The following is a 12,576-nucleotide window of genomic DNA, read 5'->3' on the forward strand; positions in this document are numbered from 1 at the left end:
CTACCTGCGCCGCTTCTTCGCCGGGCGGGCGCCGAGGAACGCCAGCGTCGAATCGGTCAGCGTCGCCAGGAACTCGGGCGTGATCTCGGTGCGGCGCACGGTGTAGCGCCAGTAGATCGGGGCGGCGAAGATGTCGAGCGCCAGTTCCCGGTCGACGTCCGGCGGCAGCTCGCCCCGGGCGATCGCGCGGTCCAGCACCGGTTCCGCCTTGGCGCGGCGCGGCTCCTCCAGGTGCTCGGTCAGGGCCTTGGCCAGTGCCGGGTTGCGCTTCGCCTCGGCGGTCAGGTCGGGCAGGATCCGGCCGAGACGCTCGTCGCTGAGCCACTGCACGACCATCTCGAAGGCGCGCTCGATGTCGCCGCGCAGGGAGCCGCTGTCGGGGATGTCGACCAGCGGGACGCTCAGCTGGGAGACCGCGTCGGCCACCATGTCCTGCTTCGAGGACCACCGGCGGTAGAGCGAGCTCTTCCCGACCTCCGCCCGCCTGGCCACGCCGTCCATCGAGGTGCGGGCGTAGCCCTTCTCGGCGAGTTCGTCGATCACGACCTCGACGATGGCGTCCGTGAGTTCGACACGCAGCACGGCGGCGCCACTCGGCGCGCGACGGGTCCGGGTCATGTCCCGGACAGTACCAGGAGTGGACGGGACCGACTCGTCTCGATGGAGCCTGAAGGCTACACGGCTCAGCGGGCGTGCGGTGGAACCGAAGCCGTGGCGCTGGCGCCCGCGATGCGGGAACCGGCCGTGGGGGCGGTGGGGGCTGGCGTCGGTGGGGTGGCCGCTGTTGCGAGGGGGTGCTCGTGCTGAGCTGGTGTGCCAAGGGCCGGGCTCCGGTGGCCGCTACGTCGGTGTGCCTGGCTGCGCCGGTTCCCGCCGCTGCGGCGCAGTGGCGCTGGTGCCGACGGTGCGCGGGAGTCGGTCGCCGGGTGCGATCGAGGGCTGGGGCCGCCCGGGCGTGGCTGCTGTTGCGAGGGTTCGCGCGTGCTGGGCGGGTCCGCCCGAGCGGGGGCTCCGGTGGCCGCAGCTTGCCTTCCCCGGCTGAGCCGGTTCCCGCCGCTGCGACGCGGTGCGGCGGGTGCCGGCGATGCGCCGGAACCAGCGACCGGGTGCGGAGGAGGCTGGCGTCGGTGGGGTGGCCGCTGTTGCGAGGGGGGTGCCCGTGCTGAGCTGGTGCGCCAGGGGCCGGGCTCCGGTGGCCGCTACGTCGGTGTGCCTGGCTGCGCCGGTTCCCGCCGCTGCGGCGCAGTGGCGCTGGCGCCGGCGATGCGCGGGAACCAGGCGCCGGGTGCGGTTGCGGGCTGGGCCCCCGGGCTCCGGTGGCGGCTACGTGAGCGTGCCCGGCTGCGCCGGCTCCCGCCGCTGGAAGGCGGCCCGGTAGGCGTTCGGGCTCGTGCCGACGATGCGCCGGAACCGGCCGCGGGGTGCGCTGGAGTCGCCGTGGGCTTGGCCGTTACGAAGCCTGCCGGCCCGCCGCCGGACACCGCAGCCCGGCACGGGGTCGCCTACAAAAGCGTGCCCGGCTGCGCCGGCTCCCGCCGCTGGAAGGCGGCCCGGTAGGCGTTCGGGCTTGTGCCGACCACCCGCCGGAACCGCTCGCGGAACGCGGTCGGCGAACCGAAACCCACCTGCCCCGCGATGCGGTCCACCGGGTGCCGCGTCGTTTCCAGCAGGTACTGCGCCTGCCGGATCCGTTCGCGGTGCAGCCACTGCAGCGGCGTCGTCCCGGTCTGTTCGCGGAAGCGCCGGTTCAGCGACCGCGTGCTCATGCCCGCCCGCGCCGCGATGTCGCTCAGCGTCAGGTCCCGGTCGAGGTGGTCGGTCATCCACCGCAGCACCGGCTCCAGCACCGAACCCCGCGGCGCGGGCGGCTGGTCGTGCACGATGAACTGCGCCTGGCCGCCCTCCCGCTCCAGCGGCATCACCGACAGGCGCGCGGCATCGGCCGCCACCGCCGAACCGTGGTCGCGCCGGATGAGGTGCAGGCACAGGTCCAGCCCGGCCGCGGCGCCCGCCGAGGTGAGGAACTGGCCGTTGTCCACGTACAGCACGTCCGGGTCGACCTCGATCTCCGGGTGCCGCCGCGCGAGCAGGTCCGCCGCCACCCAATGTGTCGTCGCGCGCAGGCCGTCCAGCAGCCCGGTCGCGGCGAGGACGAACGCGCCCGCGCAGATCGACGCGATCCGGGTGCCGTCGGCGGCCGCCTTGCGCAGGGCGTCCAGCACGTCCTCCGGCACCGGCACCGTCGGGTCGGCGCAGCCGGGCAGGATGATCGTGTCGGCGTCGGCGAGCGCCTCCAGGCCCCAGTCGGCCCGGACCGTGAACGTGCCCGCGCCGACCTCCGGGGTCGGGGCGCAGACACGCACCCGGTAGGCCGGGCGCCCGCCGGGCAGGCGGGTCCTGGTGAAGATCTCGATCGGGGTGGCCAGGTCGAACGGGACCACCTGGTCCAGCGCCAGCACGGCGACCGTGTGCATGGCGACACCGTAGGTCCTCGCCACGCCGTTCCGCCAGGAGCGCCCTGGTCAACGGGTTGGCGAGAATCCGGTGGAAGTTGGCCATCCGGCCAGTTCCGATGATCACCGGCGGCCGTTACCGTCCCGGTGTGTGACGAAGGTACTGCTCTCCCTCCACGTGCTCGCGGCGCTGGTCGCGATCGGCCCGGTCACCGTCGCGGCCAGCATGTTCCCCGCCGCGACCCGCCGCGCGACCGGCGGCACCGACCACGACCTCGCGGTGCTGCGCACGCTGCACCGCATCTGCCGGGTCTACGCCGCGGTCGGCATCGCGATCCCGGTGTTCGGGTTCGCGACCGCGGGCAGCCTCGGCGTGACGGGCGACGCGTGGGTGATCGTGTCCATCGTGCTCACCGCGATCGCGGCGGCCGTGCTCGTGCTGGTGGTGCTGCCGCGCCAGCAGGGCATCCTGGACGGGATCGCGGAGCAGGCGGAACCGGAACCACGCGCGCCGGCGCGGTTGGCGATGTACACCGGAATCTTCAACGTGCTGTGGGCCGTCGTCACGGTGCTGATGATCGTCCGCCCCGGCTCCACGACCAGCGCCTAGGCCTTGCCGGAGAGGTACTCCCGGGCCGCCTCGCGGGCTTCGTCCAGGGAGGCGGTGATCGTGAGGATGCCGTCGAGCCCGGTCATCTCCAGCGGCCGCGTGACGACCGGCGTCGGGCAGATCAGCGCGAGCGCCTGCTCGGCGGAGTGGCATTCGGCGGCCGTCTCGACCAGGACGGCCAGGCCGAGGGAGTCCAGGTGCTCCACCTCGGACAGGTCGAGGATCACGGTGGTGAGCGCGACCGGGGCGACGCTGTCGCGGGCGTCCTTCACGGCCTCGCGGACGCGGGGCGCCGTGGTGAGGTCGACCTCGCCGACGATGGTGACGACGACTTCGCTGCCCTCGCGCGTCCAGCGGGTGGCGAAGGCCTGGGGCACGGATCCCTCCACGGTCGGTAGTTCAGCCCGGACACTCTAACCGCCGTCGCCGGTGGCCCGGATCCCGGACCACCGGCGACCACCGTCACGCCGGTTCCGTGACGTGCACCGCGTCCAGCGCCGGACCGTCCGGCGTGGCCGGGGCGGCGACCGGAACGTCCGCCCACAGCACCGTTTCGCCACGGCGCGGCGTCATGCCCCACCTGGCGGCGATCCCGTCGAGGACCCGCGCCGACGTGCCGAGTTCCCCGCGGGCGGGTGGCTCCGCGGCGATCGTGACGTCGACGCGGATGGTGTCCGCGCCCGCCCAGCCCAGCCGCAACGTGAACGGCTGGCGCGTGGACAGCCAGGCGATGCCGGCGATTTCATCGGTCACCAGCAGCGCGTCGACCACGTGCTCTTCGCCGACGCCCGCGAGCATGACCCGCACCCGCCGCCGGAGGGCCGCCAGTTCGGACGGCCCGTCCACGACGCTGGTGAACCGATCCGGCCGATGCACCATGTCATCCACGATGCACCACCTCCTCCGCTGACTCGTCAACCGGAGGATCCTCGGTTTACCCAGGCGTTACCGACGGTAAACCGGTCCACAGAGGACTGTGCAGGCTCAGTCCAGCGCGTCCGGCAGCCCGAACACCGCGAAGTGCTCCCGCCCCACGAACGACGTGATCTCCGCGATCCGCCCGTCCCGCGGCCGGAGCACGTTGATCGACCAGCTCTCGAACGCGCCGCCCGGCGACGAGCGCAGGTACGAGGCCACCGCGGGCAGCCCGTTCGCGGAGACGATCCGGTGCCGCCACGAGCCGCAGGACGCGAGGGGGTACCGGCGCGCGAAGGACATCGCCGCGTCGATCCCGCGGTACCAGTGCGGCATCGGCGGCATCGACCACGTCACGTCCTCCGTCAGCAACGCCACCAGCGCGTCCGCGTCGCCCCGCTCCAGTGCCCGGGCGTAGTCCGACGCCAGCGTCCGCACCCGCGCGTCGGGCGGCGCGGGCTCCCGCGCCGGCACCACACGCCGCGCGCGCTGCAGCGCCGAGTTCACCGACGCCGCCGAGGTGCCCATCATCGACGCGATCTCGGCCGCCGAGAACCCCAGGACCTCGAACAACACCAGCGCCGCCCGCTGGTTCCCCGGCAGGTGCTGCAACGCGGCCACGAACGCCAGCTCGACCGCCTCCCGCTGCTCGGCCCGCGCGTCCGGCCCCGTCGGGTACGGCCCGAGCCACGCGACGTCCGTCCGCGGCGCGTCCCCGGCGACCACGTGCTCGCTGGACGGGCCGAGATCCATCGGCAGCGCGCGCCTGCCGCGCCGCTCCACCGCGTCGAGGCAGGTCCGCGTCGTCACCGTGTACAGCCACGACCGCAGCGACGCGCGCCCCTCGAAGCGCGCCAGCCCCCGCCACGCCCGGAGCAGCGCCTCCTGCAACGCGTCGTCGGCGTCGTGCGCCGACCCCAGCATGCGGTAGCAGTGCGCGTGCAGCTCCCGCCGCAGCGGCTCGACCAGCCGCGTGAACGCCGAGTCGTCCCCGGCGCGCGCCCGCTCCAGGTCAACGGCCAGTTCCGTCACGAGCGATGATTCTGCCCCACGCCGGCGGTCACACCTGCAAAACCCACATCCCGAGGAGGACCCGATGTCCCAGATCGCCGGCACACTCCGCGTCCCCGGCGCCGAGCTCTACCACGAGATCCGCGGCCACGGCCCGCTCGTCGTGCTCGTCGGCGCCCCGATGGACGCGCGCTCGTTCACCCCGCTCGCCGAGCTGCTCGCCACCGACCACACCGTCCTCACCACCGACCCGCGCGGCATCAACCGCAGCCCGGTCGACGACCCGGACCAGGACTCCACACCGGAGATGCGCGCCGACGACCTCGCCCGGCTCATCGAGCACGCCGACGCAGGCCCGGCCGTGGTGCTGGGGTCCAGCGGCGGCGCGGTCAGCGTCCTCGCGCTCGCCCAGGCGCGCCCGGATCTGGTCACCACCGTAATCGCGCACGAACCGCCGCTGAGCGACCTTCTCCCGGACGCCGACCGGATCCGCGCGCAGGGCGAGGAGGTCATCGCGACTCACTTCGCCGGCGACCCGGTCGGCGCCATGCGGAAGTTCCTGGTGATGGCGGGCATCCACCTCCCGGAGCCGGTCTTCCAGCAGTTCTTCGCGCAGGAGCCCAGCCCGCAGGACCGGGCCGACGCGGACTTCCAGTACGCGCACATGTACCGCCCGACCACCCGCTGGACCCCGGACTTCGACGTCCTGCGCACCCGTCCCGTGGTGGTCGGCATCGGCGCGGAGTCCGCCGGCCAGCTGTGCGAACGCACGTCGGAGGCGCTGGCGAAGGAGCTGGGGATCGAACCGGTCCGGTTCCCCGGCGACCACACGGGCTTCGCCGGCGACCCGGTCGCCTTCGCCACCCGGCTGCGTGACTTCCTGTGACCGGTCCGTCGAAGGTCTCAGGACGGTAAAGGTCTGCACCCGCCACTGGTCTTCCGGCACTGTGGGATCTAGGTTGCCAGGGAACTAATCAAACCTTTGATCTTCTTTCCAATGGCGGGAAGGGATGGCCCATGACGCACACGCCCGAGGCCTCGGCCCGGACGAGCTCGGCGCACGACGGCCGGCAGCTGCGCCGCGTCGTCGGCGCGAGCCTCGTCGGCACGACCATCGAGTGGTACGACTTCTTCATCTACGCCTCGGCCGCGAGCCTGGTGTTCGGCAAGCAGTTCTTCCCCTCGCTGGACGGAACCGCGGCGCTGCTGGCCTCGTTCGCGACGCTCGGGGTGAGCTTCGTGGCGCGGCCGATAGGCGGGATCGTCGCCGGGCACCTCGGTGACCGGGTCGGCCGCAAGGCGGTTCTCGTCGCGACCCTGCTGCTGATGGGGATTTCCACGATCGGCGTCGGGCTGCTGCCCTCCTACGACTCGATCGGTGTCGCCGCGCCGGTCCTGCTCGTCGTGCTGCGCCTGCTGCAGGGCCTGTCCGCGGGCGGCGAGTGGGGCGGCGCGGCGCTGATGTCGGTGGAGCACGCGCCGCCCGGCCGCCGCGGCTACTTCGGCTCGTTCCCGCAGATCGGCGTGCCGATCGGGCTGTTGCTGGCGAACCTGGTGTTCTTCAGCGTGTCCGCGGCGACCACCGACGACCAGTTCGCGCGCTGGGGCTGGCGGATCCCGTTCCTGCTCAGCGTGGTGCTGATCGCGGTCGGCTTCTTCGTGCGGGCCAGGGTGTCGGAGAGCCCGGTGTTCAGCGAGCTGCGCGCCCGCCGCGCCCGCAGGTCCGCGCCGCTGGCCGAGCTGCTGCGCACCAACCGGCGTGAGCTGCTGGTCGCGATCGGGCTGTTCATCGCCAACAACATGGTCGGCTACATCCTGATCGCGTTCATCAACTCCTATGGCACCCGCACGCTGAAGCTGTCCAGCACGACGATGTTGTTCGTGGGCATGGTCGGCGCGGTGTCCTGGGGTGTGTTCACGCTGTTGGCCGGGCACTGGTCGGACGGCTGGGGCAGGCGGAAGACCTACCTCGTCGGCACGCTGGCGATGGGCGCCTGGACGTTCCCGTTCTTCCTGCTGTTCGACACCCGCTCGGTGCCGCTCATGCTGGGCGCGGTGATCGTGCTGGGCTTCGGGCTCGGCCTGACCTACGGCCCGCAGGCGGCCGCGTACAGCGAGCTGTTCCCGGCCGGCATCCGGTACAGCGGGGTGTCCTTCGCCTACGCCTTCGGCGCCATCCTCGGCGGCGGGTTCGCGCCGCTGGTGTCGACCTGGCTCGTCGGCGAGACCGGCACGTCGCTGTCGGTGTCGGGGTACATGCTGGTGGCCTGTCTGGTGACGCTGGCCGCGGTCCTCGCCCTGCGGGAGCGGCCGGCCGCCGAGCGGGAGGCGTTCGTCACCGGCGCCGAGTAGTCAGCGGCGCTGCTCGGGCGGGAACTCGGTGTCCACCCGTTCCTGCTCGTGGTAGGAGCGTTCCTCCGCGTAGGACTCGTAGGCGCGGTGGTCGGCGTCCGTCTCCGGGGCGCCGACCAGCGCGCGCGGGTGCAGCCGGTCCTTGAGCACGACGTTGAGCTGCGCGCCGAGCAACGTGATGATGCTCTGCAGGTAGAACCACCAGAGCAGCGTGATGACCGTGGCGAACGTGCCGTAGGTGCTCTGCGCGTTCTGCAGGTAGCGGCTGATGATCAGCGACGAAAGCGTTTGCAGCACCCAGAACAGCACGCCGGACAGCACGGCGCCGGGCAGCACGTCGCGGGTGGTGATCTCGCGGTCGGTCAGGATCCGGAACGCGGCGACGAACAACCCGACGTCCAGGACGATCGCGATCACGTAACCCAGGATCCGGCCCAGCCAGCCCAGGTCCAGCAGGTCGCTGCCGCTGGAGACGAACCCGCTGATGAGCGTGCTGACGACCAGGCCGAGCCCGATCGTCGCCAGCACCAGCACGCTGCGGCCGATCTGCACGGGCAGGCTGGGCCGTGCGTGGAAGGGCAGCTCCCACACGGAGTTGAACGCGGTTTGCGTCGCGCGCACGACGGCGATCCCGCTCCACAGGGCGGTCACCAGCCCGAGGATCAGGGCCCATGCCGAGCCGCCGAAACCCTGCATCGTGGCCGGGTCGAGGAGCGGGAACATCGAACCGACGTTGCCCAGCACGTCGTTCTTCAGGTCGTCCGGCACGAAGAACCCGAGCAGGGTGATCAGGACGAGGAACAGCGGGAAGATCGAGAAGAACGCCCAGAACGCGATCATGCTCGCCAGCTGCGTGGACTGGTCCTCGAGGAACTTCTTCACCACGGCGACCGGCACGGACAACGCGGTGTGCTCCTGCTGCACCGCGTCGACGCGGTCGAGGCCGGCCTTCGCCCTGCTGACAACGCTTTCCCTGTTTGGCTCGCTCACGGTTGCACTCCCACCGTCGGCGTCTGCGCGATGGCGGTGAGCTACCCCGTGGAGCGGCGGGTCAACCGGCCTTCGTGAGACGCGCCTCGCCGAGCGTGGCGCGCAGCACCGCGCGGTGGGTCGGCTTCGCCTCCTCGTAACGGCGCCGTCCGGCGTCGGTGAGCGAGACGAAGACGCCGCGCCGGTCCTGCTCGCACATCGCGCGCTCGACCAGGCCCTCCTTCTCCAGGCGGGCGACCAGGCGCGAGGTGGCGCTCTGGCTCAGGTGCACCGCCTCCAGGAGGTCGGCGGAGCGGCACTTGAAGTCGCAGGTCGCGAGCCGTTCGAGGGCCTCGAACTCGCTGACCCCGATGCCGTGCGCGTCCTGCAGGCGGCATTCCAGCTCGCCGAAGACGGTCGCGTGCAAAGCCAGCAACTCGTGCCACTGCTGCACCAGCCGGCCTTCGGCGACGTCACCCATGGCGACACCATAGCATGCACGGGAATTTGATGCAAAGGCATTAAATCCGCTTGCATTAGATGCGTGCGCATGTAATCTGGCTGCCATGACTTCTCCTGCGCACCTGTCCACCACATCGACGCGGTGGGACGCACGGCTGTGGGCCGTGCTGCTCACCGTGTCCACGGTCGTGGGCTTGGACGCCCTCGACGTTTCGATGGTCGGCGTCGCGCTGCCGTCCATCCAGGCCGACCTCGGCCTGTCCACCAGCGCGTTGCAGTGGGTCGTGAGCGGGTACGTGCTCGGTTACGGCGGGCTGCTCCTGCTCAGCGGCCGTACGGCGGACCTGCTCGGGCGGCGGCGGGTGTTCCTCGTCGCGGTGGCCGTGTTCGCGGTCGCGTCGCTGCTCGGCGGTCTCGTCGACAACGGCGCGCTGCTCATCGCGAGCCGGTTCGTCAAGGGCCTGGCCGCGGCCTTCACCGCGCCGGCCGCGCTGTCGATCATCACCACGACGTTCCAGGAGGGCCCGGCCCGCAACCGCGCTATCAGCATCTTCGCGGTGTTCGGCGCCAGCGGGTACTCGGCGGGCCTGGTGTTCTCCGGGCTGCTGACGGAGGTCGGCTGGCGGTGGACGTTCCTGCTGCCGGTGCCGATCGCGTTGATCGCGCTGGTGTCGGCGATCAAGGTCGTGCCGGCCTACGAGCGGGACCACTCGGCGGGCGGCTACGACCTGCCCGGCGCGATCACCGGTGCGGCCGGGTCGCTGCTGCTGGTGTTCGGTGTCGTCGAGGCGCCGGAAACCGGGTGGGCCTCGCCGCAGACGTTGATCACCTTCGTCGTCGCGGCGGCGCTGCTGACCGCGTTCGTGCTGATCGAGAAGCGCAGCAGCCACCCGTTGCTGCGGCTGGGCATCCTGCGCTCCGGGCCGCTGGCGCGGGCGAACCTGGGGGCGGCGTTGTTCTTCGGGGCCTACATCGGGTTCCAGTTCGTGGTGATGCTGTACCTGCAGGACGTGCTGGGGTGGTCGGCGCTGGAGACCGCGCTCGGGTTCCTGCCCGCCGCGCTGATCGTCGCGTTCGGTTCGCCGCGGATCGAGCCGCTGATCGACCGGGTCGGCACATCGCGCACCATCCTCGGTGGCGTGCTGGCGCACGTGCTCGCGTACGTGCTGTTCCTGCGCGTCGACGAGCACTCGGGGTACGCCGGTTCGGTGCTGCCGAGCATGATCCTGCTCGGCATCGGCTTCACCCTGGCCTTCTCGTCCCTGAACATCCAGGCGACGACCGGCATCAGCGACAACGAGCAGGGACTCGCCGGTGGCCTGCTGAACACGTCGCTGCAGGTCGGTGGCGCGATCGGCCTGGCGATCGTGACGGCGGTGCTGACGGGCAGCGGTGAAGGCAACCTGCTGACCGGCCTGACCCCGGCGCTGGCGGTCATCACCGGAATCGCGGCGCTCGGACTGCTGATCGCGGTGTCCGGTGTGGTGCGCATGCGCCGGGCGCCGGAACCGGAACTGGCCCGGGTCTGAGCCGGACATCTCCCGGAAGGACAGCGCTCCTTCCCGGAGATGTCGGGTTTCAGGGCCTCTCGGCGACGTGGAGATTCCGCCGGGCGAGCAGAGCTTCCTGGAGCCTCGCGTTCTCCGCTAGCCGCACCCGTATCCTCGCCTCGGATCCCCGTCGACTTTCCCGCATGCTCGGTCGGGCCGAACGCGACAGGGCCGTGTTGTCGAGAACGACGCCGGGGAAGTAAGTGCGCATCCCGCCACGAGGCAGACTGAGGGCTGAGCCGACTGTCTCGTTGAAAGCGGCCTCAGTCGCGCAGTCGAGCAGGAAGGCGCCGCCCAGGCCGGTGAGATGCCAGGTCAGCTCCCGTGCCCAGCGCTCGAACTGATGGGGGGGCAGCGACCCCTGGCTGATCACGTAAACCGGTCCGCGACGCGAGTTGTCCGCCAGGTAGCCCATCAGCTCGGGCAACCGTTCGGCGGTGAGCCAGCGGGGCGTGCCTGCGATCTTGCTCCGGCCATCGGTCACGTTCAGTGTGCCCAGCAGAGCACGAAGCACGCCGGGCACCGACATGCAGCGGTTGAACGGCGCCTCGCCCAGTTCGGAGTCGCTGTCCCTGGTTTCGATCTCGGTCCAGATCCCCCCTGTCCGCGGTCACCCTCCATCGTCGTGATCGTGGTGGATGCGCACGATGTCGTCGTGATCGAGAACGTACTGTCCCGGTCGACCAGGGTCGAGGCGGATCTCCTTGCGAGCCAAGCACTGGCGGAGCGATTCGATCAAGACTTTGAGCAGCTCCTGTCCCGGCTCGACCTGGAGGAATGATCGGAACTCGACTGACACTGCGACCCCCGACTCGGGCAAAATGAAACCTCAGTTTCGTAAGCTGAAGCCAGCTTGCTGATCGTTTTGGGGGCGGAGTCAAGAGGTGCGCTTCGGAATGCCGGTGCGGGCTTCGGGTGGCGCCGAAGCCCGACACGGCTACGTAGGATGGCTACGGTGCGAGCAGCGTCTCGCGATCGAGGAGGCGCGCCGTTGTCGCGTTCACCAGTGTTCGTACCTCCGACGCGGTGAAGTAGTCGGACCGATAGCGGTTGATGATGCTCAACGAGTTGTCGAACGTGAACGCGGAGCAGGTCGGGAAGGGGGTCCCGATCCGGTCCGCGATCGAGTGGAACTTGACGATCCTCAGGGAGTCCGGCGTGGGAATAGGTGGCAGCACTCCGTAATTGCTGACCCCGACGCTGGTCAGGCGTGGCTCGATGCCGCCGTGGTCCTCGGTGTCGGTGCTGCGTCCAGGGCCGAGTGTGAGGGTTCCGTCCGTCAGGGAAAGACGCTTGGCAGCCAACTGGACCTTCAGGTCGTTCTGGATGGCCGCCCCGATCTCGTGCCAGCGCATCGAAGATGAGTAGTTGATCCTCGCCTGGTGGATGGCGAAGAAGTTCGTCGTGTCGATCGCCTTGATGGGGGGCGTCACGCGGTTGCGCAGGTCGACCGGCGACCAGCAGCACATGGGAATGGCCTCGGAATCGCCGGCCATTGCCGACACCTGCGCTTCGATGACCACGCTGCACAGGAGTGCGTGCACCGTCAGCCCCCTGCTCCTTGCGGCCTGCAGCACGACGGAGCTCTGCTGTTGGTTGAGTTCGATGACATGTTGGAAGATCTCGTAGTCCGGCCGCTGCCCGAGTTCCTCGGGCTGCGCGACCGGGATCTCGACCATGTCTTCGAAGCGGTCCTGCATCAGGGCGTAGGTCGACACGGGAAGGTGTCCGGGCTCGGAACGAAGCGAATTGCCGTTGACCAGATCTGTATAAAGCTGCCACAGTTCCGTGAAGACCGCCGTGAAGTGCCGGCCGTCCAGGGTTGCGTGATTGGTGCGCAGCGCGACCGATCCGCCGTCAGTGCCGTTCTCGATGAGCAGGAGCTTGGCCATCTCCTTCCGCGGATCGCAGGGTTCGCTGATCTCGCGGAGGAGTGTCTGCTCATCCCCTTCGAGGATCACGGTTTCCGGTTGGCTCTCAGGGGTGACGTGAAGCGTGCACCGATCCTGATCGACGTTCACGCGCGCTCGCAGCACCGGGTGACGCTCGCACAGCTGCGTGAAGGCCTGCTGCAAGGCCGGCCGGTCCACGCCGCCGACGTAGTTGACTGCGTACGCGGGCGTGTACGCCAGTTTCGAGATTTCAATGCCATCCAGGGCGCGGTGCATGATCGCGGTCTCCAGTTCGACAAGCAATTTTCGGTGGAACGTGACTTGAGATTCTCGCTGACTCGTCCGAGCGGTTCATGTGGCCT

Annotated in this window: 14 protein-coding genes; 5 read left to right on the forward strand and 9 right to left on the reverse strand. The window is 70.5% G+C overall.

Annotated features, from left to right (window positions below; translation table 11 throughout):
* Together ACCP09_RS16345 and ACCP09_RS16350 are read right to left on the reverse strand one after the other, a co-directional pair.
* Positions 1 to 618 carry a TetR/AcrR family transcriptional regulator gene (locus tag ACCP09_RS16345; protein ID WP_027934630.1) on the reverse strand — a complete coding sequence of 206 codons (618 nt, stop codon included), beginning with the start codon at positions 616 to 618 and terminating at the stop codon, positions 1 to 3.
* 884 nt (positions 619 to 1,502) lie between these two features.
* Positions 1,503 to 2,474, reverse strand: a complete 972-nt coding sequence (locus ACCP09_RS16350) for a GlxA family transcriptional regulator (protein WP_433747554.1) — start codon at positions 2,472 to 2,474, stop codon at positions 1,503 to 1,505.
* Positions 2,475 to 2,604: 130 nt separating this feature from the next.
* Here ACCP09_RS16350 and ACCP09_RS16355 point away from each other — a divergent pair, with 130 nt between their 5' ends.
* Positions 2,605 to 3,063 (forward strand): DUF2269 family protein, encoded by a 459-nt coding sequence (locus tag ACCP09_RS16355; protein WP_017984222.1) that lies wholly within the window; start codon positions 2,605 to 2,607, stop codon positions 3,061 to 3,063.
* Here ACCP09_RS16355 and ACCP09_RS16360 read toward each other — a convergent pair.
* The 3 genes from ACCP09_RS16360 to ACCP09_RS16370 all read right to left on the reverse strand — a co-directional run bounded on the left by ACCP09_RS16360 (position 3,060) and on the right by ACCP09_RS16370 (position 5,010).
* Entirely contained in the window at positions 3,060 to 3,452 is a 393-nt protein-coding gene (locus tag ACCP09_RS16360; protein WP_378362886.1) for an STAS domain-containing protein, read from the reverse strand. The two genes, ACCP09_RS16355 and ACCP09_RS16360, sit on opposite strands and share 4 nt — an antisense overlap.
* Positions 3,453 to 3,525: 73 nt before the next feature.
* Positions 3,526 to 3,942 (reverse strand): hypothetical protein, encoded by a 417-nt coding sequence (locus ACCP09_RS16365; protein WP_123685249.1) that lies wholly within the window; start codon positions 3,940 to 3,942, stop codon positions 3,526 to 3,528.
* Between the two features lie 105 nt (positions 3,943 to 4,047).
* Positions 4,048 to 5,010, reverse strand: a complete 963-nt coding sequence (locus ACCP09_RS16370) for a sigma-70 family RNA polymerase sigma factor (protein WP_123685250.1) — start codon at positions 5,008 to 5,010, stop codon at positions 4,048 to 4,050.
* A 64-nt stretch (positions 5,011 to 5,074) separates the two neighbouring features.
* On the opposite strand from ACCP09_RS16370, the gene ACCP09_RS16375 reads away from it, so the two are divergent.
* Both ACCP09_RS16375 and ACCP09_RS16380 read left to right on the forward strand, forming a co-directional pair.
* The gene (locus tag ACCP09_RS16375) at positions 5,075 to 5,875 is read left to right on the forward strand and encodes an alpha/beta fold hydrolase (RefSeq protein WP_433747559.1); all 801 of its coding nucleotides are present in this window, start codon (positions 5,075 to 5,077) and stop codon (positions 5,873 to 5,875) included.
* A gap of 131 nt (positions 5,876 to 6,006) precedes the next feature.
* The gene (locus tag ACCP09_RS16380) at positions 6,007 to 7,341 is read left to right on the forward strand and encodes an MFS transporter (protein ID WP_027934637.1); all 1,335 of its coding nucleotides are present in this window, start codon (positions 6,007 to 6,009) and stop codon (positions 7,339 to 7,341) included.
* Here the strand turns inward: ACCP09_RS16380 and ACCP09_RS16385 are convergent, their stop codons facing one another.
* Complete coding sequence (locus ACCP09_RS16385; RefSeq protein ID WP_027934638.1) at positions 7,342 to 8,331, reverse strand: YihY/virulence factor BrkB family protein; 990 nt, start codon at positions 8,329 to 8,331, stop codon at positions 7,342 to 7,344.
* 61 nt (positions 8,332 to 8,392) lie between these two features.
* Entirely contained in the window at positions 8,393 to 8,791 is a 399-nt protein-coding gene (locus ACCP09_RS16390) for a MarR family winged helix-turn-helix transcriptional regulator (RefSeq protein WP_027934639.1), read from the reverse strand.
* A gap of 85 nt (positions 8,792 to 8,876) precedes the next feature.
* Here ACCP09_RS16390 and ACCP09_RS16395 point away from each other — a divergent pair, with 85 nt between their 5' ends.
* Positions 8,877 to 10,301, forward strand: coding sequence for an MFS transporter (locus ACCP09_RS16395; protein WP_433747564.1), 1,425 nt, complete (start codon positions 8,877 to 8,879; stop codon positions 10,299 to 10,301).
* Between the two features lie 49 nt (positions 10,302 to 10,350).
* On the opposite strand, the gene ACCP09_RS16400 is transcribed toward ACCP09_RS16395, so the two are convergent.
* The gene (locus ACCP09_RS16400; protein ID WP_433747566.1) at positions 10,351 to 10,851 is read right to left on the reverse strand and encodes a hypothetical protein; all 501 of its coding nucleotides are present in this window, start codon (positions 10,849 to 10,851) and stop codon (positions 10,351 to 10,353) included.
* Between the two features lie 96 nt (positions 10,852 to 10,947).
* Between ACCP09_RS16400 and ACCP09_RS16405 the strand changes: the two genes are divergently transcribed.
* Entirely contained in the window at positions 10,948 to 11,103 is a 156-nt protein-coding gene (locus tag ACCP09_RS16405; protein ID WP_433747569.1) for a hypothetical protein, read from the forward strand.
* Between the two features lie 169 nt (positions 11,104 to 11,272).
* On the opposite strand, the gene ACCP09_RS16410 is transcribed toward ACCP09_RS16405, so the two are convergent.
* Positions 11,273 to 12,517 (reverse strand): phthiocerol/phthiodiolone dimycocerosyl transferase family protein, encoded by a 1,245-nt coding sequence (locus tag ACCP09_RS16410; RefSeq protein ID WP_433747572.1) that lies wholly within the window; start codon positions 12,515 to 12,517, stop codon positions 11,273 to 11,275.
* Between the last annotated feature and the right edge of the window lie 59 nt (positions 12,518 to 12,576).

The sequence above is a fragment of the Amycolatopsis sp. 3B14 genome, from assembly GCF_050958625.1.
Classification (GTDB): domain Bacteria; phylum Actinomycetota; class Actinomycetes; order Mycobacteriales; family Pseudonocardiaceae; genus Amycolatopsis_E; species Amycolatopsis_E thermoflava.